Here is a 25,126-nt window from a genome sequence, read left to right as displayed (position 1 = left end):
TATCAACGAGAAAGATGGTACCGATAGGAAAGGATATATTTTCATTTGGCTCAAGTTCATTAGTTCTTAGTTTTGTTTGCATTTTGACCGATTCAAACATCACTAAGGACACATTTATTTCTTGTTAGTGGCAAAGTTAGGCTGAAAAATATCGTATTATCTTTCTCTCTCCTTCTCCTCGTGCTGACACTCGGTCCCCAGGTATCCGATGCAGTATCTGATCCGACAATTAACGTGTCCGGGCCTCCTGCGGTAATCACTGTAGGTGTCTATGTGGGTGATTTCAAGCAGTTTAACATACAGGAAGGGACCTGCGAGGTCGATTTTTATCTTCACTTGAAATCCGACATACCGATCACCATTAATGATATCGAACTGATGAATGGAGATATAATAACAGCAGATCTAACTCACAACACGCCCAACGACAAATACTACCGGGTACACGCAACCGTGAGTACTGATCTCACTCTCCAGAATTATCCGTTTGATTATGAGACCATCAGGATTGAGATAGAACCGAAGGATCTCTATGAAAATGAAGCAATTTTAGCCATTGATGCCATAAAAACAGGTATTGACCCGTCTGAAAAGATAGATGGCTGGTCATTTGTGAATATTAGCTCAGAGGTTGATAACCAGATCTTTCCGGGAGATGGAGAGGCATACTCCCGGGCCGTCTTTAATTTTACGATGAAAAGAGAGGCCCTCTCTACTGTACTGAAATTCTTTCTGCCCATCTTTCTCATCGTCCTCGTCTCCCTCTTTTCATTACTGATGAAGGTGACCTCCCGCCTGAGCCTGAATTCTTCTATGTTCCTGGCAGCCGTACTGATTCACTGGCGTGTTGTCAGTGAGATCCCAAACCTGTCGTACGGAGTTTTTCTTGACATTTTTATGGTCATCACATATGCGACCCTGATAATGGTGCTGATCTCAGGAATCCTCCAAATACATTTCACAGACAGTGGCAAGGGAGCTCAGGCTGATCTAGTGCACCGCATATCGATATTGTTTATCCCGGCCTTCTGTCTGCTGAATTATCTCTGGCTTTTTTATACCCTTCGCACTTTAACATCCTAATATCTGGTTTCTGTTAATAAACAAGGCCTCTATAATCTTTTAAATTCAAATTTAGCGTTTTTACTGGGTGTCTGTACCTGAGTGACTGGGTTTTATATGATTAATCGTGTAAAATATACTCGGGATTTCTCTTGAGAGAACTACGAATACACGGAAGAGGTGGTCAGGGCTCGGTCACGGCTGCCGAACTGATCGCGGTAGCGGCCTTCAAAAGTGGCGTCTACTCCCAGGCATTCCCGGCTTTCGGTGTCGAGAGACGCGGAGCTCCGGTCCAGGCATTTGTCAGGTTCTCAGATGATAAGATCAGGCTCCGGAGCCAGATCTACGAACCTGATTATGTCATTGTACAGGACAGTACCCTCATCAAGGATGTGAATGTCTTCTCAGGGATGAAAGAGGGCGGTATCGTCCTCATAAACACAGAGAAGGGTCTTGATTCTCCGGTACCGGCTGGTGTGAAGCTGATCCAGATTGATGCAACCAAGATGGCACTAGAGATTCTTGGTGTTCCAATAACCAATACCACCCTCATGGGTGCATTTGCAGCGTTAAGTGGGGAAATTTCACTTGATGCCCTTGAAGAGGCAGTACGTGAACGTTTCTCCGGGTCTCTGGCCGATAAGAATGTGAATGCTGCGCGGGCAGCCTTTGATCTGATCAAGGGAGGTGCCTGATGGCTCTTCGTATCGGGTGTGCAGCAGCACCCGGCCAGGCTCAGGAGAACAAGACCGGTTCATGGAGGGTGTTCAAGCCTGTCTATGATCACGAGAAATGTACCGGTTGTAGTATGTGCCAGCTGGTCTGCCCTGAAGGCTGTGTTCATCCTCAAGATAAAAAGTTTCAACCAGATTATGACTTCTGTAAAGGCTGTGGTCTTTGTGCAGCAGAATGTCCTGTAAGTGCGATTACGATGATCAAGGAGGAGAAGTAGATGAAGGGAATTCTTGAAGGGTCGCACGCAGCCGCTGAGGCAGCAAAGCTCTGCAGACCTGATGTGGTTTCTGCCTATCCAATCACCCCTCAGACTCATATCGTGGAGCGGCTCGCCGAGATGGTTGCCGACGGAGAACTGGACAGTGAATACATCTGTGTAGAGAGTGAGTTCTCTGCCCTGTCTGCATGTCTTGGTGCATCAGCAGCAGGTTCACGAGTATACTCTGCAACCTCTTCACAAGGTCTGCTCCTCATGACCGAAGTCTGTTTCAATGTGGCCGGAATGCGTCAGCCTATCGTCATGTCTATCGCAAACCGTGCAGTAGGAGCACCACTCTCAATCTGGAACGATCAACAGGACTCTATTGCACTTCGTGATTGTGGATGGATTCAACTCTACGCCGAGGATGCACAGGAAATCCATGATTTCCACTATATCGCGTACAAGGTTGCAGAAGACCATGAAGTTCTTCTTCCGGTTTTTATCTGCTTTGACGGGTTCATACTCTCACATACCTATGAGCCGGTGGACATGCCAACCCAGGCTGAAGTAGATGCCTTCCTCCCTCCATACAAGCCGTATAACATGCTTGATGCAAAGAATCCAATTAGCATGGGCATGTATGCAACGCCTGAATACTACATGGAATTCAGATATGAGATAGACCAGGCAATGGTCAGGTCTGCAGATGTCATCAGAAGAGTTGGCAAGGAGTTTGGCCAGAAGTTTGGACGGGATTATAGCAATCTTGTTGAGGCATACAAACTTGAGGATGCTGAAGTAGCGATTGTGGCACTTGGATCTATTAGTGGAACCATCAAGGATGCTATTGATGAGATGAGAGCTGAAGGCAAGAAGGTTGGTCTTCTCAGACTTATTGCGCTCAGACCATTCCCGGCAGAAGATGTTAAAAAGGCACTTTCAGGGATCAAAAAGGTGGGTGTCTTTGAGAAGAACCTCTCAATCGGTGCCCGGATGAAAGGTGCTGTCGGGTACGAAGTCAAGGATGCAATCAATGACTCATCAGTGTCTGTGCTCAGTTATGTTGCCGGACTTGGTGGCAGGGATATTACCAAAGCGGATATTAAAAAGATGGTCGGAGAGATTGAAGCAGGAAGAGGAGATTGCTTCTTTGGCCTTCGTGAGGAGTTGATCTGAATGGCAGACAAGACCTGTGAACTTGTTGACTGTGGACATCGTGCATGCGGTGGCTGTGGTCCGGCATTTGCTGCCCGCCTGATTCTAAAAGGGTCAGGTCAAGAGTCTATCGTCTGTGCATCTACCGGATGCATGGAAGTGTTCTCCACCCCATACCCGCAGACTGCCTGGAAGGTTCCCTGGATCCACTCCCTCTTTGAGAATGCTGCAGCAGTGGCATCTGGGATTGAGTCCGCGTTAAAGAAACAGGGACGAAAAGAAAATGTCCTCTGTATCTGCGGTGACGGAGCTACCTTTGATATAGGTATTCAGTGCATCAGCGGTGCATTTGAGCGTGGCCACAATATCACATACATCTGCTACGATAACGAAGCCTACATGAACACCGGGATTCAGCGTTCTGGTGCAACACCCTATGATGCTTCTACCACCACCTCTCCGGCGGGAAAACGCTCAACCGGAAACAACCGGCCCAAGAAGGATCTTCCCCAGATTCTCGCAGCCCATGGATCACCATATGTGGCAACCTGTTCGATAGCATACCCGAACGATGTCATCAAGAAGGTTGACCGTGCTGTACAGACCGAGGGACCCTGTTACATTCAGATCCACACCCCGTGTTGTACTGGCTGGGGTTTTGATGGAGCTAAGACCGTCGAACTAGCAAAGATGGCAATTGAGTGTGGACTCTGGGTCAACTACGAGATGGTAAATGGGAAGGTCGAGAAGGCCAAGAAGATCAAGCGGAAACCTGTTGATGAATACCTGAAATCACAGAAACGGTTTGCCCATCTCTTCAAACCCCAGCGTAACGATGTTGAGATCGCAAAGATCCAGGCTATCGCTGACGCAAATGCTGAAAAGTACGGAATTGATCTGTAAATAGCCACAATACCGGCTCAACCCTTTTTTTGTTTCCTGTGCTTCTGATCAGAGATGTTATGAGGATGAACTTCTAGGTTAATATGATGCAAAGATGTTCCCCTCTGGTGGGATTAATTCAGATCCAGCAAGGTTGAACCAGGAGAGAGATGATACCGGTACTCTTCATCGACGATAATAAAGAACTCTGTACACTTTTTCAGATATATCTTGAAGAGTCTGGAGAATTTTCTGTATTTACCTGTTATAGTGGTGAAGAGGCCCTCACATATCTGAAGAGTCACCCGGTAATGGCGGTGATATCTGATTATGATATGCCTGAAATGAATGGGATTGACCTGCTCAGACAGATCAGAGAGATCTATCCCCGGCTCCCGTTCATTATGCTTACCGGAGATGACAGTAAAGATACCGCAATAGATGCCCTGAATGCAGGTGCTGATTTCTATCAGAACAAGGCTGATGACTTCGAGGTCCAGGTCCTTGATCTCTCCCATAAGGTACGTGTTCTTTCTGAAAGGCACATGGCAGAGGATGCAGCACAGAAGAAAGGAGAAATTCTTGCAGCCATAAGTCACGCTGCAGAACGGCTGCTCCGGGGAAGTGGCTGGCAGGAGGATATCGAAGAAGTTCTCGGGCGCCTGGGTCATGCCACAAATGCTTCATCAATCTTTGTTGCAGGGAAAGGTGATGAAATGTCAGGAGCCGTTGTTGACCCGGTTATCTGGCAGCGTAGTCCTGACCCGGGTAATACCCGGTTATTTGATCTGATTCATGCCTGGTGGCAGGAACCACAGAGGGCACATTTACTTGAAGCAAATCAGGAGATACAAGATCTCTTTGATCCTATTCTTTCTTCTCATGGCATCTCTAGTACCATTCTTCTGATACCGATATTTCTTGCCCGTGATTGGTGGGGCGTTCTTGGTATCACTGATCAGAGTGTTGATCGGGTCTTCAGCCCTGAGGAGGTAAGTGCACTTAGGATGGCTGCCCGCGTCATTGGCTCTGCACGTTACCGGATGTACATCGAGGAGATCTTCAGAAATCCGGTTGAAGAATCACTGGTTGGTGTCTTTATTGAGGATAAATCCCGGTTTTTGTACACCAATCCCAAGGTATGTCAAATGTTCGGGTATTCACGTGAGGAGATCCACAATATTGTGGATCCTCTCATTATGATTCATCCTAAGAGTCGCGCCGAGTTTGTTAGTATTGTCAGGGATATCAGTAACAAAAAGATACCATACAAACATTTTGAAACAGCAGGGGTGAAGAAAGACGGCAGTACTATCTGTCTTGAGGTGTACCTGACCACGCTATCGGGAAATAGTTCTGACTGCCTGTTTGGAAACATTATGGATGTTTCTGATCAGCACCGTGCCAGAAAGGCCCTCGCTGAGAGTGAGAAACGTTTCAGAAGTCTCTTCAGCAATATCCGTGACCTTGTGTTCCTCCACAGGATTCCCACTGAAGGATCAGAGATCATTGAGATCAACGACTCTGTCTGCGAAACACTGGAGCTTGACCGTGAACATGTATTATTCCGGCCTCTTTCATCCTTTTCTCCGCGTGAACATGAGTACTCCAGGATTCTTTCCCATTGTGAGAATGCGGCTACAGCCGGACGGGCAGCTGATCAGACCTGTCTTCTTAAACGTGATGGATTTCCTATCCCGGTTGATCTTGTAACGCACCGGATAGTGATGGAGGGTCGAGCCGTCCTCCTTTCAGTCGCCCGCGACATAACCGAGAGGATAGAGGCGGAGGCAAAGATCCGTACTGGTGAAGAGCGTCTTAAGCGCAACATGCTGCTCTCACTGCGTGAAAAAGAGACCCTTCTGCGTGAGATTCATCACCGGGTAAAGAACAACATGCAGATCATCATCAGTCTACTCAAGCTCCAGGATTTTAAGGTAGAAGACCCAAAGGTCCATGAGATTATCAGGGACTGCCGGAGCCGGATATACTCCATGGCTGTTATCCATGAAAAGTTGTATCAGACTGATGAACTGACCTCGATAAGGCTTGATGAGTACATCACGGATCTTGCAGACAGGGTGATGCACGAGTTTGATTGTGGGGAGGATCGTGTATCCTTCGCCCTGCAGTCTGACAACCCGGTTCTTGTGGATATCGGGACCGGGATTCCACTTGGTCTGATCCTGAATGAACTTATAACAAATAGCATGAAATACGCTTTTGATCAGACTGAAACCGGGGAAATAAACGTTGTATTACAGCGAATAAAGGAGTCGCTGGTTATCACTGTTGCAGATACCGGTCATGGTCTCCCAGAGGGATTTTCCATTGAGAATTCCTCTACTCTTGGCATTGAACTGATTCGCGGGTTGGCTTTCCAGCTTGACGGGAAGGTTGCCTGGAAGAGCGATCATGGCACCATTTGCACGTTAACGATCCCGTATCCAAAGATCGAAGTTGGAGATGAAACACCATCATGACAAAAGGGAAGAAAATTCTTATCGTTGAGGATGAGATGGTCATCTCTCTGGAGATAGCCGCTACGCTGAAACGTCTTGGTTATGTAGTGGCGGGTCAGGCTATCACCGGCATTGATGCGCTCAGACTTGTGGAAGAGAGTGACCCCGATCTTATCCTGATGGATATCAGGCTGAAAGGGAGTATGGATGGCATCGAAGCAGCCTGCCAGGTTAGTGACCGCTTTGACCTTCCGGTAATCTTTCTCACTGCCCACTCAGATGAAGCAACCCTTGAACGTGCGATAGCTGTCAGCCCGTCAGGGTACCTGATCAAACCCTTTAAAGACCGGGAACTTTACTCCTCAATCGAGCTTGCCCTTCACAAACATGAGATCAGACAGCGAATCCGTCCTGACCGGATCGTTCGTGAGGTTCAGTCTGATCTGGCCCATCTCTCTGACGTTAGTGCTCTGGTTATCAGTCCGCGTGGTATCATCATCAAAGCAAACCAGAAGGCATGTGATCTCTTTGAGACTCACCAGAATGACCTTTGTGGTACCCGGATTACTACCTGGATCTGTACTGATACTCCCGTACCGGGTGTACCTTCAGGTTCAGAGGGTTCCATTCTTCCATACAATGTTGCGGTCAGAAGTCAGGGGGGAACAATAAAGAAAGTCAATATTGAAGCCGGTTTTATTGCAGGTGAGGAAGGGAGGATTCAGGGGTACCTGCTGGCTATCCCTCCTGTCTGCTGATTATCAATTCGGTGTGCATTCTAAACGTCAATTCTATATATGGCAACAATATCTGCTCTTGAAATATCTACTCCGGATGGCATCGTTACAGTCACAAAGGTCACTTCTGCCAGACCCGGGGATATGCGTGACCTATATGAGACAGGAGACTGGTGGGATGACTCATGGGATGAGGCTATCCTCTCTGCGATCGTTCAGAAAAGTTTTGCCTTTGTTGCAGCAGTTGCATCTGATGGGAGATGGATTGGGATGGGGCGGCTCATATCAGATGGTGTATCTGATGCATATATGCAGGATATTGTGGTACTTCCTGAATGGGAGGGGCATGGAATTGGTTCTGCCATCGTCAAATGCCTTGTTATGATCTGTAAAGAGAGTGGGATCGACTGGATAGGTACAATTTCTGAACCTGAAACCGAATACTTCTACCGCAGATTTGGGTTTGCACGGATGAACCGGTATACCCCGATGCGGTATGAGCGGTAGGATTGGCTGCCAGGAGTCCGTGTTATGGGTGACCAGCAGGTAACACTTGGGGGTACACCTGCCAGTCCTTCTTCAAGTATAGTCGTCACTAACATTCACCCGGTCATCATCTCGGTGAGCAGGGCCACGGATATACCAGGATTTTACATGGACTGGTTTTTACACCGGTTCCATGAAGGTTCCATCATCTGGAAGAATCCATACAAGCAGAACCGGAGGCAGCGGGTTCTCTTTGATAAGACCAGGGCTGCGGTTTTCTGGACAAAGGATCCGGGTTCTCTGCTTGCAAGGGCTGACGAGATTGATGATCTCGGTATACACTGGTACGCTCAGGTCACCCTGAACAATTACGAAGGTCTTGGATATGAACTCCGGGTTCCTCTTTTAGAGAAACGGGTTCAGGACTTTCAGGATCTGAGTAGCCGACTCGGAAAGGAGCGGGTTGTCTGGCGGTTCGATCCCCTCCTTCTCTCTGATATTCTTACTCTCTCTACTCTTCAGGAACGCATTAAGCGCCTTTTTTCACTACTTGGGCCATACTGCGAGCGGATGGTCTTCAGTTACATTGATCTCAGGTACCAGGGGGTGATGAGGAATATGAAGCAGTATGGATTGACTGATGTAAGGGAATTTTTACTTGATGAAAAACTGCAGGTTGCAGGTTTGCTTGAGCAGTGTGCAAAGAAGTATGGCGTTCTGGTTATGGCCTGCTGCCAGGAACTTGATCTCAGTAGGTATGGAATTGTTCCCGGACGCTGTGTTGATGACCGGATCTTTCGCAGAATTGCATCGAATGATTCTGAGTTCATAGGTTGGCTTGACCGGGATGCCCGAAAGGATACCGGACAGCGGGCTCACTGTACCTGTATCGTCTCCAAGGATGTTGGCGAGTATTCAACCTGTCTGCATCAGTGCAGGTACTGTTATGCAAACTGGAGCGATGAGATGGTTGCCGGACGATATCTCCTTCACCGGCAGGCCATAAACCAGGGTATCATCCCTGAGTCTATTGTGCCTGAGTTCTGATCATCTTTATCTGAGTGAAACCCGCATTATGGATCAGATGGTGGAATGTGAGTTCTGTGGAACCGAAGTCTCTGGCGGTTCTGCTTTTACCTGCACCTATTGTCGTGGGACCTTCTGCCCTGCACACAGGCTTCCCTTTAACCATGCCTGCCCGAATATTGAAGAGTGGCGAAACTCTAAACCCTCAACAAAAAAAGTGGCAAAACAAACGGCCGGCTCCGGGGTTCTGACTGATCAAAAAGGTCTTGTGGCTGGTGGTATGCTTATGCTTGCCCTGATCATCGTGTTCCTTCTCCTCTTTAGGGTATTGTAGTTGGGAATCTTTGGTCCAGTTGACTACCGAGCCGGACCAGGAATTCCTTTCCGTAAGGATCACTCTCAAGACAGGTCATCAGACTGACCGGTAGGTTTTTTTCCGTGTGGATTAGTGCTGCTCCGAGAGTTATCGCAGCGGTTGTATCAGTATCCCCTCCGAGCAATATTGATTCACGAAGTACCCGGCAGGGGTTATCTCCATAATTGTGAAGAATGGAGATCACAGCACCAAGAAGAATCAGGGATTCTGTGTACGGAACCCCGTATCCGGCATGCTCACAGAGAATGATCTCGGGACTCCATCCTGAATCTATGATTGTTCTCAGGTATTCTTTTCCCTGAGGAGTAAGACTGGGTATCTTCCCTGGGAGGTTCTGCATGATTTCAGGAAAATCTCTCCCCAGATGATACCGTTCATAACAAATGAGTGCTATTCCAACCGTTGCGGCAATGGCATCAGGATGACCATGCGTGATCCGGGCACTGAGCGTTGCACACCTGATAACCTCATTCTGGTCCGGGATAAATCCGATGGGCAGTGCCCGCATGGCAGCCCCATCACTCTTCCTCTCTCGTCTCTCATCTTCAGAAAGACTGTGCAGAAACTCAGATCCATTCTTTGAATCCTGAAGCATCCGTGTTGTGACAGGTGAATATCCGGGACGCGGATCACGTCTGTATACAGCAAGCAAGCTTTCAGCCAGATTCTCTTCTGTGAAGGGTTTTTCAGATACAAGGAGTTCTGCTACTCCGATTGCCATCTGGGTGTCATCGGTGTACCTGTCAGTAACCTGGCATGAGAGTGGGTCACCAGGAAGGGTTATTTCAAAGCGGTTTTTATTCTCAAACCCCGCCCCAAATGCGTCGCCGATAGCCATGCCCACAAGAAGTCGTGCACCAGGGCTGAAGTCTGTCAGTTTTTCTTGTGAGTCAGAATGATCAGGGTTCATTGTAACCCAAAAAAAGGAGATTATACAATCTTGTCACAGCGCAGGCACTCGTTGTATCCTTTCTCCTTGATCAGTTTCAGGATATCGCGGGGGTTACCATGACATTTGAATTCGCCGTTTATCATCACATGGCCTTTGTCCACATCAAGATAATCCATGATATATCCGGTATGGGTGATGACAAGGCCGCTGTTTTTGCGGTTTGCAAACCGCTGGTGTTTCTGGAGAAGGAATGCAATGGACTCGCCCATGAGGTGAATATTCTCAAGATCCACACCACTCTCAGGTTCGTCAAGCATGACAAACGATGGATCCTGAACCATCATCTGGAGGATCTCACTCCGTTTGATTTCACCACCTGAGAATCCCTGGTTGATGTCACGTTCAAGAAAGTCCACCATGTTCATCCGGATGATGGCAGGCTGGATATCCCGGTCTTTATCCGGGTTGATTACATTCAGCATCTTTCCAAGCTTCAGACCTGATATTGTAGGTGGGCGCTGGAACATGATCCCCATACCGAGTCTCGCCCGTTCATGAACCGGCTTGTCTGTCACATCAACCCCGTTCATGAAGATCTTTCCACTGGTCACCTTGTAGGCATCAAAGCCCATAATAGCCATCAGGAGGGTTGATTTTCCAGAACCGTTTGGTCCCATGAGCACATGGGTTTCCCCTTGCTCGATGTGCAGATTTATCCCATGAAGAATCTCACGGTCCCCTATCGCAACATACAGATCCTGTAACTCTAGCATAGACGGTTCTCTTATAGATTTCACTCTTCAGGCCATTTGATTGTTGTCAGATGAAACGTGAATTTTTCTATCTTCAGCAGATTATTGCAGTTGCTTGCCTGCGTCAGTTCCGGGCATACATTCAAAAACGCCTGTGATCTTGAGGATGAGGAGGGATTTTGCAGGGAGACCTGGTTTTTTCTCATGAATCATCTCTGTCAGCCGGGCATGCTCTGGTCCTGATGTTTTTACTGTCACATCTGCTTTTATCTGGTAGCATCCTTTTGCACCTGCTCCATAAAGGTAAATGGCAGCCTTCGGGTTTTCAAGTACATTTTTCAGGCTTTTGTGCATGAAATTGTCACCGATCCAGATCGTCTCAGGATCTATGAGGAAGACTGATCCCATTGGAGCAACATTCGGAATGCCATCCTTTGAAGCAGTTGCGAGTGGAAAGACCTTCAGTGCCGAGAATGCCTCTCTGATTTCAGGAGTGAGTACAACCATAGTAATAACATGATGCCTTCGGGATCTCATTAATCTTCGGATTCAGGCAGTCTGGAAAAAAGTGGGCGATAGTGATGCCCTTATTGGTCTTGTGAGATGATACAGATCCTACAGATCCTAGCGCCTCGGTCAATTGAGAAGTTACAGTTCCCTGATGGGTATGTCATGTGTCCTGCTGTCTATGACATGTCGCAACTCCTCTCCTTCCTGATGTTTTACTCCTGCATTCTGATGATGTACCCTTCGATTCCGGTCATTATCAGAGGCGTAGAAAAAATTCCCTTACCGATCAGTATTCCTTCAACAACAGTTTTATCCTTGGTGAGCATGCTGAATTGAACAGCAAATGATCCCTGCCTGTTGATTCCATCCTGTATCTGTTGTCTGACATGATCACGTTCTCCCTGCTGAATCAGGTCTGGCAGGCAGACTTGCCCGGCCTCAACCAGGTCGGTATGAGTATACCCTGAAACCCGTTTGGATCCCTCGTCGACATTCTCGAATCCAAGTGCAGCATCTGCCCTGCACCGAAAAGCCATTGCGGTAATTTTTGTGTCCTGCCGGTTCATAATATCATTCAGAAGGCTTACCTTCCGAGAGCAATCATTATACAGAGAAATGGGGATAAGAAGGGTAAAGCCTTATGGACTGGATCACGGTTTGTCTGAAGCATCTGCCTTACAGGATGGGCCAAGCATGCTTCCCTATCACCGGAGAGTCTTTCTTGTCCCTGTTCTGGCATTGATCGTTCTGATTGTAATGTCAGGCGAAGCAATGCTCACTGCTGCCCTTCCCCAGATATCCCATGATTTTGCTGTACCAGGTGTTTTTAATTCATGGGTCCTTCCCATGGTTCTGCTCGTCGGCGCAGCAGGAGCACCGTTTATCGGAACTGCAGGAGACCGGTTTGGCAGGCGCAAGCTCCTTCTCCTCTGTCTTTTCATCTATATTCTCGGCCTCTTTCTCGGGCTTGTCGCAGATAATATTGTAGTTCTTCTTTTCTCCCGGGCAATGCAGGGGATTGGGATTGCATGTTTTCCTCTTGCCTATGCTCTTGTCAGGGACAACCTACCTGAACGTGAATCTGATGTTGGGATCGGTATATTGAGCGCTATGTATGGTGCCGGCATGTTTGTCGGTGTCATCATCGGTTCGTTCATGACCGAACTCTTCTCGTGGCGGACGACATATCTGGCCCTGATTCCTGCTGCATTATTTCTGATTCTTCTCACTATCAGGTTCATACCAGGTTCACGACCTGAAATGCCTGAGAAGATAGAAACCCAGGGCCTGGACTGGGGGGGTTTTATCACCCTTCTTTCTGCCCTTTTTCTTGGCCTCGTCTCTCTTTCTCTTCCTGATTCAGGACAGGAAGTACTTCGTATAATCTGTGGGACACTGGCTTTTTGCCTGGCCCTGGTGTTTTTGCGTATTGAACTTCGGATCAAAAGACCCCTGGTTGATATCAGGATGGCTGCGAAACGTCCTGCCCTACTCCTGCTTGGAATTGGAACGCTAACTCTGTTTTTGTTTATGATGCTTCTTCAGGAGATGCCGTTTCTGATTCAGTCCTCAACCGGTCTCGGGCTGAGTGCAGGATTTGTCGGTCTGGTCCTGATGCCAGGCACACTCTCTGATATGATCTCAGGTCCGCTCACAGGTAGGCTGGTCCTTTCACGAGGTGTCCGTCCGGCATGTATCATTGGATCAGTTCTTCTGCTGCTTGCGTCTGGTTTCCTTATGGCAGGTATACCCTCTCTGCCGATTCTTGCCGTTGTCTGGATGCTCTTTTCTGCAGGGATGTCAGTCACAACCACTGCATGCATTATCGCATACATCAGTTTCTTTCCCCCCTCCCGTACAGCAGAGGCAACCGGGCTTGTTCAGAGTGTTCAGACAATCGGTGCAATGGTCGGTCCGGTGATCACCGGGGTGGTTCTTGCAGAAGCTACGGTATCTTCGATGAGGAACGGATCGGTCTGGTCTGAACCTGCCTCTTTCACGTTTACACACCTGCACGGTGTTGCCCTCATCTTTAGCCTGATGATCCTCTTTTGTTCTGCACTGATCAAAACCAGGCCGGAAAGGAACTCTGGGCCGGCAAATACCAGAGTTCCCTGATGAGGCAACAGAGTCTGCATAAGGTGTGCAGACAAGATCAGATACCATGTCTTCTTCTGAGAAACTCTGCCCGTTTGACAAGAAGCCCTGCATTACTGCTCCATGTGCTATCTGGTCAACTGAAAATGGGATGTGTGCACTGGCCCTGATTCCTGCAGCAATCAGCGGAATGAAACCTGCTTCAAGTGCTTCAAGGGCAAAAGAAAAGATGGCCTCTTCAGGCCTGTCTGGAAAGTTTCGCGATCCGCTCTTTGATTAAGGTTTTCAAAACCTGTGTCTTAAGCCAGGAATCAGGGTACGTTCTGGACCTTGATCATATTGGTTCTGCCCTGGACTCCTGCAAAGTTTCCAGCAATAATAATCAGCCGGTCTCCTGAAGTGATCAGTTCTTTCTCTTTTGCCAGTTCAAGTGCGATGAAAAAGAGTTCATCTGCAGTGTGGATCGGTGTATGAATACAGGGGATAACACCCCAGCGTATGAGAAGCCGTCTCGCGATCTGTTCGTCCGGGGTGATTGCAAGGATGGGATTTCCCGGCCTACAGCGTGACACCCTCTCTGCGGTGATTCCTGATCTGGTAAATGCCACAATGGCCCTGCTCTCCAGTTCGTTTGCCAGGTAACATGCACTGTAACTGATGATTCCGGAGGGTCCGGTCTCATGCCAGAGCCTTCTCTCATCCAGAATTGCACGATATGGAAGATGCCGCTCTGTCTCGCATGCTATCTCTGCCATCATCCTGACTACCCGTGCCGGGTCTTTACCAATTGATGTCTCTGCAGAGAGCATGGTTGCATCGGTTCCGTCTGCAATTGCATTGGCAACATCGGTGACCTCTGCCCTGGTCGGCCTCCCATGCTCAACCATAGACTCAAGCATCTCAGTTGCGGTGATAACTGGCTTTCCTGCCTTATTGCAGGACCTGATGATCTCTTTCTGGACATAGGGCACACAGGCAATCGGAAGTTCAACGCCTAGATCGCCCCTTGCCACCATGATACCATCTGATGCTGCTAGAATCTCATCAAAGAGGTCTACAGCATATTTTGTCTCTACCTTTGCTATTAGCGGGATATGTGCCTGTTTTTCTGAGAGGATTGAGCGGACAACGGTGATATCGGCAGCTGAGCCCACAAACGATAGTGCGATAAAGTCGGGATTGAGCTCAGCAGCAAATGAGAGGTTCTTTACAAGTTCGTCGTTGGCATATGGGATATCAGGTCTGCGGCCTGGAATGACTACTCCGGCACCGATCCGAATAGAGCCGCCTGATACCACCTCTGCTAGTATTTTCTCACTGGCACTAGTGACCCTGAGAAGCACAGCGCCATCAGCAAGAAGAATTGCGTCTCCTTCACACACCATTGGGATGTATGCAGCCGGCCCGATTCCAATCTCGTCATTGTGAGGGTCTGCAGAGAGGATAACCTCCTCATGAAGGGAAAAAGTTCCGTCTGGTCCCGGAAGAGATCGTACCCTGAGTTTTGGACCGGGAATATCAATCATGACCGCAACCTGCCTGCCAAAATCCCTGGCCACGTGTCTTATCATAGCCATGGTCTCCTGATGTTGCTCCAGAGAGCCATGTGAGAGATTAAGTCTGGCAATATCCATCCCGGCGCGGATCATTTCGCTGATCGTTTCGATATCGGCAGAAGCTGGCCCGATAGTGGCGATGATCCGGGTCAACCTGACACCGGGGCCTGGCGGAGTGTCGGTACCTGTATGTATCCCGCTCATCATACCAGTACATCCTCGTCTTTCTATATAGTTCGAATCAGTCGACCCCTGATTGTCTGCTTTCAGGTATGTCACTCTGGTAAAATCCAAGAAAAATTCATTTCGTTCTTATTATTCCTGTCAGTCATGCAATGCACTATAAAAACCGGCAACGATAACCATGATCCATGGATCCGGCAGAGCGTGAAGATCTCCTTCTTGCAGTCTCCCGTCTGGAGTCGAGGAATGGAAGAAAACCTGACGCTGCAGAGATAGCCGGTTTTTTACAGCGGAGTATATCTGACGTTCAGGAGCTCTTACGCGAGACTGCAGCATCAGGGGAAGTTGTGGCTGATGCTGACGGTTTTGTGTGTTTAACTGCCTCGGGTGCTGCAGCAGCTGAAGTAGTAATGAAGAAGCATAAGGTGCTTGAGACTTTTTTTGAAGAGATGCTCGGCATGGACCGGAGCGCCGCCCACAAGCAGGCTTGCACTCTTGAACATCACGCATCTGAAGAGACCATTCGCCGTCTCAACCGCTTTATCTGTAAAGATTCGCCCACTCCGGAATCGGTAAAGGTGGATGAGACTTCATTTCGCATGCTTGCAGATTGTAATGAAGGTGAGCGGGTCTGTATTGAGGCGATGAAAGAATGCAGGCGTGCAGGACGGCTTGCCGATCTCGGGCTCATACCTGGAGAAGAGGTGGTTGTTCTTCGCCGTATGGCTAAAACCGTATTGATACAGGTGAAAGGCTGCAATGTAGCCATCAGTGCTGATATTGCACGACTGATTCTTGTTGGGATCTGCAGATGAAGATAGGGCTTATTGGAAATCCGAATGTAGGAAAGTCGCTTATCTTCTCTCAACTCACCGGAGTGGGCGTTGAGATAAGCAATTATCCCGGAACTACGGTTGATCTCTGTACCGGAACAGTCTGCCATAACCGGACGCAGATCGAGGTTGTTGATCTCCCAGGGATTTACTCGCTTGACGGGGTGAACTCTGAAGAAGAGCTCGTCAGAGATACTGTAGTAAACAGGGTATTTGATGTGTATGCTCTCATTCTCGACGCAACCCACCTGGAACGAAACCTGTACCTTCTTCTCCAGCTGATAGAATTTGACCTGCCGGTGGTTGTGGTTCTCAATATTATTGATGAGGCTGCCAAAGCCGGAATCACGATAGATATCGGTCGCCTCTCGTCCCTGATCGGCGTGCCGGTGATTCCAACCGCTGCATCTCTTGGGCGTAACATCGATCAGATAATACCACTGGCAACCAGTCATGCCAGGGCCGGGACATATCCAGTCCAGTATGACCTTCATATCGAAGCAGCTGTCCGGAGTCTTGAGCGGCTTGCCGGGACCAGCCGTGCAGAGGCCCTTTTAGCCCTCCAGGGGTTTGGAACTGATCCGGTGTTGATGGAGGCTGCAACGACAATAGTTCCTGAGATAATAGATGAGCACCGGATGTCTGTTCATCAGCTGATAGCTGCCAACCGGCACCATGCAGCCTCCCGGATCGCTGCAGAGGTAGTGACCAGAAATACCCCCGGACTGTTTTCAGATCCCGATCAATATCTGACCCGTATCTTTCCCGGTGTTCCGATTATGATTGTCTTTCTGGCCTCGATGCTGACGATCGTCTTTGTTATTGGATCATACCTCGAAGAGATCATCGTTGATATTTTTGAGTTCCTGATCGTAAGCCCAATAAAAACTGCAGGTTTTGATCCCCTGATATCAGAGGTGCTCTTATCACTTGCGATAGCAATCCAGGCTGGTCTCGGAGTTGCCTTCCCGTATGTCTTCACGTTCTACCTGCTGATCTCGCTAGTCGAGGATTCAGGATACATGACCCGGATTGCGTTTCTTGCCGATCGTGTGATGCACCGGTTCGGTCTCCATGGTCAGGCGATCATTCCGATGGTTCTTGGCCTTGGATGCAATGTACCTGCCATCATGGGCATCCGACAGCTTGGGACACGTAGGGAGCGGACAATCGCTGCCGTTCTGATAACGATGGTGCCGTGCTCTGCCAGAACTGTCATCATTGCAGGAATCGTTGCAGCCTTCATCGGCATCGCCGCTGCCCTCTCTCTCTATTTCATCGTCCTTGTTCTGATTGTTGTAACCGGTGTCATTCTCTCGAGAATAACTCCGGGAAACCCTCTAGGTATGGTTTTGGAACTTCCTCCGCTCCGCACTCCACGCCTTCCCCAGGTGATTACCAGATCATGGCTTCATATCAGGGAATTTCTGGTCATCGCAATGCCTCTTCTGATGGTCAGCAGCGTCATTCTCGGGCTGGCCGGATTTTACGGGATCACAGCCCTCTTTCAGAATGCAGTCGCTCCTTTTATGGAGAATGTGCTCGGTCTTCCGGGCTTTGCCTCAACAGCATTGCTCTTTGGAATTCTTCGCAAAGAGATGGCCTTTGAGACCCTTATTGTCCTTGCAGGCACAGCGAACCTGCCGTCAGTTCTGACATCGCTTCAGCTCTATATCTTCGCTCTTGTCAGCACCCTTTTTGTCCCATGTATCTCAACGATTGCTGTTCTTTCCCGGGAGATGGGATGGAAGACAGCGTTGCTTATCGCATGTTACACTCTTGTTCTGGGTCTTGGAGCCGGAGCAGTTCTGCATCTGGCTTTTGTCTGACGTATCTGATAAGGTATCTGATCTATTGCAGTCAGCGGCCCCCAAACTCCGTAGTTCAGGGGCCCTGCAGAATAGGGAAAGCTGAGCGGTGAAGATAAGAGATCTTCTTTCCCACTCTGAGCATGGATGACTGGGCATGCATTGTAGGCGGAGTTGAGCGGAGGAGTGATGACCGGTACCTGGTTGTAAATCCGTTTTCAGGAGAGGCTGTCGGTCAGGTATCCCGCTCTCGTGCTGCAGATATTGAAGATGCCCTGCAGGCGGCAACAGCGGGTTCAGCTGAAACAGCAGATCTTGCAGCTCATCAGCGCGCTGCAGTCCTTCGCAGGCTTGCAGACCTGATGTCTGCTCATCGTGAGGAGTTTATCACTCTCCTCATAGCAGAGGGAGGAAAACCACGCCGGAATGCTGAAGGAGAGACTGCCCGGGCCATTGAGACGATTCTGATATCAGCTGAAGAGGCAGTCCGAATATGCGGCGAAGTGATTCCTCTTGACCGGACACTGCCTGGCGAGGGTTGCGTTGGAATTGTTCAGCGGTTTCCCGTAGGAGTTGTTCTCGGCATCACTCCGTTTAACTTTCCGTTGAACCTGGCATGCCACAAACTCGGACCAGCAGTCGCCTCTGGCAATGCCATCATATTAAAGCCAGCATCTGCAACCCCACTCTCATCCCTCCTGCTTGGCAGACTGCTAGTTGAGGCCGGATATCCCCCGGCTGCAGTGAGTGTTCTTATTTGCAGGCCAGATGAAGCCGAAATGCTGGCAGCAGATCAACGAATCGGGTGCCTCTCTTTTACCGGTTCGCCTGATGTTGGATGGCACCTGCGATCCCGTGCCACATACGCAAAGGTGACCCTTGAGCTTGGCGGAAATGGTGCCGTTATTGTCCATGAGGATTGTGACCTCTCCCGTGTTGCATTCCGGATCATAGAAGGAGGATTTTCACAGGCCGGACAGGTCTGCATCTCGGTTCAGCGTGTCTTTGTGCATCGGCCATTATTCGAACCCCTTTTATCCCGGCTGAGTGAACTGACCGATGCCCTGGTTGTCGGAGATCCATCTGATCCCAAAACTGATGTAGGCTCCATGATCTCAAAAGAAGCTGCTGAACATGCCCTGAAACGAATCCAGGATGCCTGCAGCGGAGGAGCAACGCTTGTAAAGGGAGGCAGCCTCTCCGGGGCATTGCTCCAGCCTACAATCCTTACCGGAACAAAGGCAGGAATGGAGGTGAACTGCAGAGAGGTTTTTGCACCAATTATTACAGTCACTCCATATGACACCTTCGAACAAGCAGTGGCAGAAGTAAATGACTCAGTATACGGACTTCAGGCAGGTGTGTTCACACGCGATCTCTTAAGAGCCAGGTATGCGTTCTCTCACCTTAAGGTCGGCACCGTGGTAATCGGAGATATCCCGACCTTCAGAGTTGACATCATGCCGTATGGCGGGGTGAAGCGATCCGGCTGTGGAAGAGAAGGGCCCAGGTATGCAATCGAGGAGATGACAGATACCAGAATGATGATTATCCGGGATCCCTGATTGCGGAGAATTATCATCTAATCCTCTATAAGTCGGCTGCTCACCCCTCCGACTGGCCGAAGCTCCGATCAGAGAACATAAATGCCGGGATTGTACAACCTACTATCAGCATACGTTTGTTTCCGGTATCAGATCACTATGATGAGATGAAGATCGGTTTCAGTCAGCCATAAATAAAAATCCGGGGTCGTATGAAGCTGGAGAGAAATAGCATTATCGCGATCGTATTCGGAGTTACCCTTGCGATCCTGCTCCTGTTCAATATTGTGACCTCTGGGTTTAAGGTAGAGTTAAAGGGGATTCTAGTCTCTGTATATTTTGCAATCTGGGTCGCCGCAGTAGCATTTGTTCTCTTCACTTTTGTCATCCCTTATATCAATACAAGAAAGGAAGAGAAGAAGAAGGGTAAGCCAGGCACACATGGCGCCACTCCTCCACCGTATAAATCTCCGAGATCTGGTCTCCCGGTCAGAGAGCGGATCACTGCTTATGTTACAGAACGAAGACGAGAGGATGGGCTTCCCGCCCCTGAACCACTCAGGCCTGCTCGTCCTGTAGCCTCTGAAGCTCCGGTTTCAGCTGCCGCTGCCAAGGCTGCAGCAGCCAAAATGGTTGTTTCTCCTGCAGCTTCTCCGGTTCAGCCAGTTACCAGTGCTAATAGCAGTGATCTTGGAGACCTCCCACTTCCTGATGACTTTGGATCTGGAGAATCTGTAGATGAAGCAGGTGACCTTCCCGGTCTTGATGACGATTTCGGGGAGATGGATGAGTTCGGTGGTGGGGAAGAGATGTCACCAGACTTTGGCGATGATAACTCAGGTCTTCTCGCTGATGACGGTATGACTGTTTCTTCTGACATACCAGAGTCACCTGTTGAGTCTGGATCAGCTGGTGATCTTCCCGGGTTTGATGGAGATCTGGACTCTGAAATTGGAGAGTCTGACATCATGGGAGATGATTCGATGATGGATCTCTCTGGTGATGATCTCCTTGTCATGGATGAAGATCCGTCATCAGCCCCGGCAGAAGACCTCTCTGTAGAGTTAGACGGTGGCATTTCCGATGCTGGCCTTCCCGATCTTGATGATACCCTTTCTCTTGAGCCTGATATGATGGAGAGCGATCTGTCTAGTGGCGATGAGGACTTTGGCGATATTGAGTTTGTGGATCTCGAACCCGAAGAGCCAAAGAAACCAGCAAAGAAATAACTCTTTTTTCAGGATCAGAAACCATCTAAATACCTGGTTGCAACAGTACTGATCACATATGCGAGTGTCCTGCCTGTCCTGTTATCTCCTCCTTGTATTCATCTTCATTCCTGCATGCACGACTGCAATAATATCTCCCTGGTCTGATCTTACGGTATCAAAAATATCTGCTCCCCTGACTGCATATCCCGGGTATCCGTACCCGATCAATGTTACGGTTGAAAACCACGGCAATGCAACGTCAGGTCTCATATCTGTTGGATTTTATCTCTCAACCGATGACCACCTCACCAAGAATGATACGTATATTCAGGTTACAACCGGCGATCCACTTGCACCTGGAGCGTCTGTCCAGCTCTCCTCTCTTGATACCATGCCGTTATCGGTTTCACCAGGCAGTTACCGCCTGTTTGCCTATGTTGAGGATCATGAGGGAGATGAGAAGCATCTCCTTGACAACACAGCACTCCTGACTGCTCCTGTGAAGGTACAGTCACGGACACTTCCTGATACCGGTGTCCTTCGCAACGAAACGGCACAGATCATCTTTTCAATGACCAACAATTTCAGAGCGGCAAACAATGTATCTCCTCTTGTCTGGGATGATGATCTTGCCAGACTTGCGGTAAATTACTCTGATCGGATGGTTGCCCAGAAGTTCTTCAGCCACACCGACCCTGACGGGCATGATCAGTCTGACCGGGCAGCAGCAGCCGGGTACAAGGCTGTGAAAGAGATAAAAGGAGGAGAGAGGATCGGTGTTGCAGAAAATATTGCGTATATCGGTACTGGTGATGTTGCCGGATACGGGTATGTGAATCCCACCGATCCAGAATCCATAGCCAAAGGGATCATGACAGGCTGGATAAAAAGCCCAGGGCACCGTGCCAACATTCTGGACCCCCTTGCGAGCCGGATTGGAGTTGGGCTGAGTTATAACGGCGAATACTGGTACGCATCTCAGGAATTTTATTAATCAGGGGGTATAACTTACACCATGAATATGACCGGACCAGGCAGGAGAGAGTCTTTCATTTTGGCAGATTGTGATCAGGCATGAGTAGATACATGCTCTGCAAACCATCCTTCCGGCCAGTTGATCTGCCTCCTGCAGGTACCATCTACAGGATTCGTTCTGATGATTCAGGAGCGCTTTTGGTCATCGGGATAACTCCTGGTTTGGAAAACCCCTCTACATCCCATCCACAGTCTCTCGATATTCTCGTATCCCGTCAGGCAGTAGACGTTATCATGGGTCTTGTCAGCGAGGCTTCTGATCCAGGTGAAATCATATCCGGATATGTTCCAACCGGGCAGGAAGGGAAGGATATCAGGATTATTCTGACCCGCTTGTCTGATAATTCAATCTCCGTGATATGGGGTGGTCTGGTCTCACCGGCTGGGGGATCTGAATCGATTCATCTCGGGCATGGAGATACTCCTGATGTGATATCACGGCATGATCGGGATTTTATCTTTGGTTCTGCAACACCGTCGTCGTTCTCGCTATTTGGGCTCCGTCCGAGTGAACTGAACGGGACTTCACTCATGAGTTATATCCATCCCGAGGATCTCCTACGGATGCAGTCCTGCTGCGGGCCACTGTTGTCAGGTCCTGAGGTATGCCGGATTCGATACCGGCTCAAAAATAATCTGGGTGATTACCGCTGGGTTGAATCGGTCTTCACGTCAACCTTCAGATCAGATGGCACCTTTGGCGTAATGATGGCTTCAACGAGGGAGATGGATACAATTGTCAGGGCAGAACAGGCAGCCAGGGGTGCAAATGCCAAGCTCAATCTGCTTAACGGGATTATCAGGCATGATATCATGAACCAGCTGACAGGATTGATTGGGTACCTTGATATCCTATCAGATATTGTTGAGGGCGAGGATGCACAGCTACTGATATCCAAAGAGCAGGGTATTGTTGCAAACATCCAATCTCTGGTTAATCTTACACGAGATTATCAGGGGATCGGTCTATACCCGCCTGATTTCATTGATGTAGATGCTGTGGTGTACAAGGTTCTCTCCAGGCACGAATTTGCAGGGCGGATCAGATCAGAGAGGTCTCTTGAAGGGCTCTCAATATATGCTGACCGGATGCTGGAGCAGGTAATGTTTGAGATCGTCTCAAACAGTCTTGATCTTGGGGGTGATCAGGTGATGATAAAATTCAGCTATACTATCACTGATGATATTCTCACTCTGATTATAGAAGACAACGGGCCCGGTATTGCTGATACAGAAAAGGAACGAATCTTTTCAAGATCTGGTCAGAATTGTTTCGGTCATGGCCTCTATATGGCAACCACTATTCTTGATATCACCGGTATTCAGATCAGGGAGACAGGGATTGCCGGCCAGGGTACACGGTTTGAGATTCTTGTGCCTCGTGACGGGTATCGCCTTACCCCTGCCTGAGTTTCATGTGGCTGAGTCCTGGCAGGTTCAGAAGATCACTGAACTGATCCAGGATATGATGTGGTTTTACTTCCGGCATCTCTATTTGTATCCAGTCCCCGTACCGTGCAAACACAGTAGTCAATCCGAGTTCTAGTCCTGGGATTACTTCCCTTCTCAGTGAGTCACCAACGACCCAGGTTTCTGACGGTGTTGCATCAAGTTGCTTCATTGCCAGAACAAAGGATGCATGGTTGGGTTTTCTCTGCCCTGATCTGTCTGGGGTTACAAGCACTGGGAAGTAGGAATCTATGCCGAGTTTGTGCATTCTCTCTTCTGCATGAGAACTGAATGCGTCGGTAACCACAGCTATTTTAACTCCGGCTTCCATGAGGGCATCAAGTGTCTCCTCAACGCCAGGATACAGGGCGATGGTATCGAGTTTCACCTCATCGTACACTTTTCCGGCTTTTTCTGCCAGTTCCTCTGAGTACACGTGGATGTCATTTAGATAATCCGTGATATGAGCGTGGTCCTCAAAGTTGTATTTGGGTCTGAGGAAGTATGAGAAGAGATCTTCTCCTGATCCTGCCCCTGTCAGTTCTACAACGGCGTTGCAGGCTGCCTGTTTTGCATCCACGAATGTACACAGCGTATTGTCGAGATCGAAGAGAATTGCTCCGGGAAGGGGAGATCTGTATGCATCCATGAGTACATAGATATCTGCTCTGTTTCACCATAGGGTTATTGAGAGTCCGGGGCTCTGTTTCGGGATTATTATGTCAGGTTAGTTCTTCGTGGTAGCGGTTCATTGATTAAGTAAGCAATAGAGATTATTGGTATTGTTTATCTGATGGTGTCAATATGCAGGATGGTCCGGTTGTAATACGCGAAGATGTCACCGTTTCTCTTGATAAAGATCTGATCAACGATCTGCTGGGGATTGCCGAGTCACGTGAGATGACATTATCTGTCCTTGTACGTGACGTGCTTGGATCATTCTGCAGGGCGTTTCATGCCGGTTCTGACTGGACGACAACGTCTTCGGTTGGATCTTCTCTCTTACCTGATCTGGTGCAACTGACCGATGCGGCCGGGGAAGGATCAGTTTCTCAATTAGAGTCCAGGGTGGCTGCTCACGATCTGCTCTTTGCTGATCTCCAGAGGCGGCTGTCAGCTCTCGAATATAATGCAGGGATATCCCGCATTGCTCCCCAGTATGTCACTCCTGAATCTGGAGCTCTTCAGGCAACCCTTTCTCCAGCTTCAAATTCTCTGGCTGCAGTTATTGATTGTGACACGCCGCTCGCAGGGTCGGTGTCTGATGATGCCCTCGTCAAGATGAGAAAACCAATACCGCCGGTGATGACCTCAATTGATACCAATTCCATTGGAAGAATTAACCCGGAGCAGGTGTACTCGCAGACCGAGGCTGCAGCTCTCCTACATCTCTCTATTACCACCATCAGGAAGTATGTGAAGGAGCAGCGGATAGGATTTCAGAAGATTGGCAGATCCACGCTCTTCCGTGGTCAGGATCTTCTGAATTATCTTGCCCAGTCCGGGTGATAAAACAGAGAGTTTTTTTCTCAAGGAAATAAGTACTGTATACCGTGGCATGCCGGGTGTTGATGGGGGTCAACCCGGGCCCTGCCAGAATATTACCGGGGGTCAGCATGCGAATCAGCGGATGGGTTATTCTTTTTGGGCTTTTGGTTTTTTTCTTTGCTTTACTGGTGGTGCCTGTTTATGCATCATCTGAGCAGCATTCTCCAACGATGATAATTCCAACCAAATACCGCCTTATGCTGATGGATATGGTCGAGGAAGAGCATCCAGCATCTCCGGTGGCAACCCCTACTCCTGATATCACGGCGTTATCTCAGAAATCAGAGAATTCTGCATCAGTTAGTAGTACTGATGACAGCGCTCTCCTATCTGCGGGTCTCAAGCGTGATGCATCCCAGAGTCTCATGGGCCGGGGTTTTGTTCAGACGAATTTTGACGTGAGTTTTGATAATCAGGGTAAGAAAATCGATAATCATGAGATGTTTTCAGCCCGAGGGCTTTTTGATGTTCATGTTACCCACGGGCTGAATTGATGGGTTTATAACCAACGGGTTTAAATCTGTATACTCTCAACATAATGAGGCAGGGCCTGTGGTCTAGTTGGTTATGACACCGCCTTTACAC

At 48.9% G+C, this 25,126-nt stretch carries 26 protein-coding genes; 20 read left to right on the top strand and 6 right to left on the bottom strand.

Going from position 1 to position 25,126, the window contains the following annotated elements:
* Window positions 1-234: 234 nt before the first annotated feature.
* From VN429_RS09835 to VN429_RS09790, 10 genes are all read left to right on the top strand, one after another.
* Window positions 235-1,083 carry a ligand-gated ion channel gene (locus VN429_RS09835; RefSeq protein ID WP_325632764.1) on the top strand — a complete coding sequence of 283 codons (849 nt, stop codon included), beginning with the start codon at window positions 235-237 and terminating at the stop codon, window positions 1,081-1,083.
* A 131-nt stretch (window positions 1,084-1,214) separates the two neighbouring features.
* Window positions 1,215-1,757, top strand: a complete 543-nt coding sequence (locus tag VN429_RS09830) for a pyruvate ferredoxin oxidoreductase subunit gamma (protein ID WP_325632762.1) — start codon at window positions 1,215-1,217, stop codon at window positions 1,755-1,757.
* Complete coding sequence (locus VN429_RS09825) at window positions 1,757-2,014, top strand: 4Fe-4S binding protein (protein ID WP_325632760.1); 258 nt, start codon at window positions 1,757-1,759, stop codon at window positions 2,012-2,014. The genes VN429_RS09830 and VN429_RS09825 overlap by 1 nt, the downstream gene beginning before the upstream one ends.
* The gene (porA, locus tag VN429_RS09820; protein WP_325632758.1) at window positions 2,015-3,175 is read left to right on the top strand and encodes a pyruvate ferredoxin oxidoreductase; all 1,161 of its coding nucleotides are present in this window, start codon (window positions 2,015-2,017) and stop codon (window positions 3,173-3,175) included.
* Window positions 3,176-4,057 carry a thiamine pyrophosphate-dependent enzyme gene (locus tag VN429_RS09815; protein ID WP_325632756.1) on the top strand — a complete coding sequence of 294 codons (882 nt, stop codon included), beginning with the start codon at window positions 3,176-3,178 and terminating at the stop codon, window positions 4,055-4,057.
* A 149-nt stretch (window positions 4,058-4,206) separates the two neighbouring features.
* Window positions 4,207-6,519, top strand: coding sequence for a histidine kinase dimerization/phosphoacceptor domain -containing protein (locus VN429_RS09810; RefSeq protein ID WP_325632754.1), 2,313 nt, complete (start codon window positions 4,207-4,209; stop codon window positions 6,517-6,519).
* Complete coding sequence (locus VN429_RS09805; protein ID WP_325632752.1) at window positions 6,516-7,256, top strand: response regulator; 741 nt, start codon at window positions 6,516-6,518, stop codon at window positions 7,254-7,256. Before VN429_RS09810 ends, VN429_RS09805 begins: the two co-directional genes overlap by 4 nt.
* A gap of 39 nt (window positions 7,257-7,295) precedes the next feature.
* On the top strand, window positions 7,296-7,742 hold the full coding sequence (locus tag VN429_RS09800) for a GNAT family N-acetyltransferase (protein WP_325632749.1): 447 nt from the start codon (window positions 7,296-7,298) through the stop codon (window positions 7,740-7,742).
* Window positions 7,743-7,766: 24 nt separating this feature from the next.
* Window positions 7,767-8,768, top strand: a complete 1,002-nt coding sequence (locus VN429_RS09795) for a DUF1848 domain-containing protein (RefSeq protein WP_325632746.1) — start codon at window positions 7,767-7,769, stop codon at window positions 8,766-8,768.
* 28 nt (window positions 8,769-8,796) lie between these two features.
* A complete protein-coding gene (locus tag VN429_RS09790) occupies window positions 8,797-9,081 on the top strand; it encodes an AN1-type zinc finger domain-containing protein (protein ID WP_325632743.1) in 285 nt (94 codons plus the stop codon).
* Here VN429_RS09790 and VN429_RS09785 read toward each other — a convergent pair.
* The 4 genes from VN429_RS09785 to VN429_RS09770 form a co-directional block, all read right to left on the bottom strand.
* On the bottom strand, window positions 9,068-10,033 hold the full coding sequence (locus VN429_RS09785; protein ID WP_325632741.1) for an ADP-ribosylglycohydrolase family protein: 966 nt from the start codon (window positions 10,031-10,033) through the stop codon (window positions 9,068-9,070). The two genes, VN429_RS09790 and VN429_RS09785, sit on opposite strands and share 14 nt — an antisense overlap.
* 20 nt (window positions 10,034-10,053) lie before the next feature.
* Window positions 10,054-10,788 carry an ABC transporter ATP-binding protein gene (locus VN429_RS09780; protein WP_325632739.1) on the bottom strand — a complete coding sequence of 245 codons (735 nt, stop codon included), beginning with the start codon at window positions 10,786-10,788 and terminating at the stop codon, window positions 10,054-10,056.
* 81 nt (window positions 10,789-10,869) lie between these two features.
* A complete protein-coding gene (locus tag VN429_RS09775) occupies window positions 10,870-11,274 on the bottom strand; it encodes a pyridoxamine 5'-phosphate oxidase family protein (protein ID WP_325632737.1) in 405 nt (134 codons plus the stop codon).
* A 215-nt stretch (window positions 11,275-11,489) separates the two neighbouring features.
* Window positions 11,490-11,843: a PAS domain-containing protein gene (locus VN429_RS09770; RefSeq protein WP_325632734.1), complete on the bottom strand. Its 354-nt coding sequence runs from the start codon at window positions 11,841-11,843 to the stop codon at window positions 11,490-11,492.
* A 49-nt stretch (window positions 11,844-11,892) separates the two neighbouring features.
* On the opposite strand from VN429_RS09770, the gene VN429_RS09765 reads away from it, so the two are divergent.
* The gene (locus VN429_RS09765) at window positions 11,893-13,395 is read left to right on the top strand and encodes an MFS transporter (protein ID WP_325632732.1); all 1,503 of its coding nucleotides are present in this window, start codon (window positions 11,893-11,895) and stop codon (window positions 13,393-13,395) included.
* A gap of 46 nt (window positions 13,396-13,441) precedes the next feature.
* On the top strand, window positions 13,442-13,654 hold the full coding sequence (locus VN429_RS09760) for a hypothetical protein (RefSeq protein WP_325632730.1): 213 nt from the start codon (window positions 13,442-13,444) through the stop codon (window positions 13,652-13,654).
* 31 nt (window positions 13,655-13,685) lie between these two features.
* On the opposite strand, the gene pyk is transcribed toward VN429_RS09760, so the two are convergent.
* Complete coding sequence (gene pyk / locus VN429_RS09755) at window positions 13,686-15,137, bottom strand: pyruvate kinase (RefSeq protein ID WP_325632727.1); 1,452 nt, start codon at window positions 15,135-15,137, stop codon at window positions 13,686-13,688.
* Window positions 15,138-15,301: 164 nt separating this feature from the next.
* On the opposite strand from pyk, the gene VN429_RS09750 reads away from it, so the two are divergent.
* The 6 genes from VN429_RS09750 (at window position 15,302) to VN429_RS09725 (ending at window position 22,954) form a co-directional block, all read left to right on the top strand.
* On the top strand, window positions 15,302-15,928 hold the full coding sequence (locus VN429_RS09750) for a metal-dependent transcriptional regulator (RefSeq protein WP_325632723.1): 627 nt from the start codon (window positions 15,302-15,304) through the stop codon (window positions 15,926-15,928).
* Window positions 15,925-17,775: a ferrous iron transport protein B gene (gene feoB / locus VN429_RS09745; RefSeq protein ID WP_325632721.1), complete on the top strand. Its 1,851-nt coding sequence runs from the start codon at window positions 15,925-15,927 to the stop codon at window positions 17,773-17,775. Before VN429_RS09750 ends, feoB begins: the two co-directional genes overlap by 4 nt.
* 122 nt (window positions 17,776-17,897) lie before the next feature.
* Complete coding sequence (locus VN429_RS09740; RefSeq protein ID WP_325632718.1) at window positions 17,898-19,319, top strand: aldehyde dehydrogenase family protein; 1,422 nt, start codon at window positions 17,898-17,900, stop codon at window positions 19,317-19,319.
* A gap of 191 nt (window positions 19,320-19,510) precedes the next feature.
* The gene (locus tag VN429_RS09735) at window positions 19,511-20,527 is read left to right on the top strand and encodes a hypothetical protein (RefSeq protein WP_325632716.1); all 1,017 of its coding nucleotides are present in this window, start codon (window positions 19,511-19,513) and stop codon (window positions 20,525-20,527) included.
* 58 nt (window positions 20,528-20,585) lie between these two features.
* Window positions 20,586-21,503 carry a CAP domain-containing protein gene (locus VN429_RS09730; RefSeq protein ID WP_325632714.1) on the top strand — a complete coding sequence of 306 codons (918 nt, stop codon included), beginning with the start codon at window positions 20,586-20,588 and terminating at the stop codon, window positions 21,501-21,503.
* A gap of 80 nt (window positions 21,504-21,583) precedes the next feature.
* Window positions 21,584-22,954, top strand: coding sequence for a sensor histidine kinase (locus tag VN429_RS09725; RefSeq protein ID WP_325632710.1), 1,371 nt, complete (start codon window positions 21,584-21,586; stop codon window positions 22,952-22,954).
* Here the strand turns inward: VN429_RS09725 and VN429_RS09720 are convergent.
* Entirely contained in the window at window positions 22,941-23,642 is a 702-nt protein-coding gene (locus tag VN429_RS09720; RefSeq protein WP_325632706.1) for an HAD family hydrolase, read from the bottom strand. The genes VN429_RS09725 and VN429_RS09720 overlap by 14 nt on opposite strands.
* A 155-nt stretch (window positions 23,643-23,797) precedes the next feature.
* On the opposite strand from VN429_RS09720, the gene VN429_RS09715 reads away from it, so the two are divergent.
* Complete coding sequence (locus VN429_RS09715; protein ID WP_325632702.1) at window positions 23,798-24,502, top strand: helix-turn-helix domain-containing protein; 705 nt, start codon at window positions 23,798-23,800, stop codon at window positions 24,500-24,502.
* Window positions 24,503-24,609: 107 nt separating this feature from the next.
* Window positions 24,610-25,035 (top strand): hypothetical protein, encoded by a 426-nt coding sequence (locus VN429_RS09710; RefSeq protein WP_325632697.1) that lies wholly within the window; start codon window positions 24,610-24,612, stop codon window positions 25,033-25,035.
* Window positions 25,036-25,126 lie beyond the last annotated feature (91 nt).

The sequence above is a fragment of the Methanospirillum sp. genome (assembly GCF_035560735.1).
GTDB lineage: Archaea > Halobacteriota > Methanomicrobia > Methanomicrobiales > Methanospirillaceae > Methanospirillum.
The sequence above is the reverse complement of the archived record's forward strand: the minus strand, read 5'-3'. Positions and strand labels throughout refer to the sequence as shown.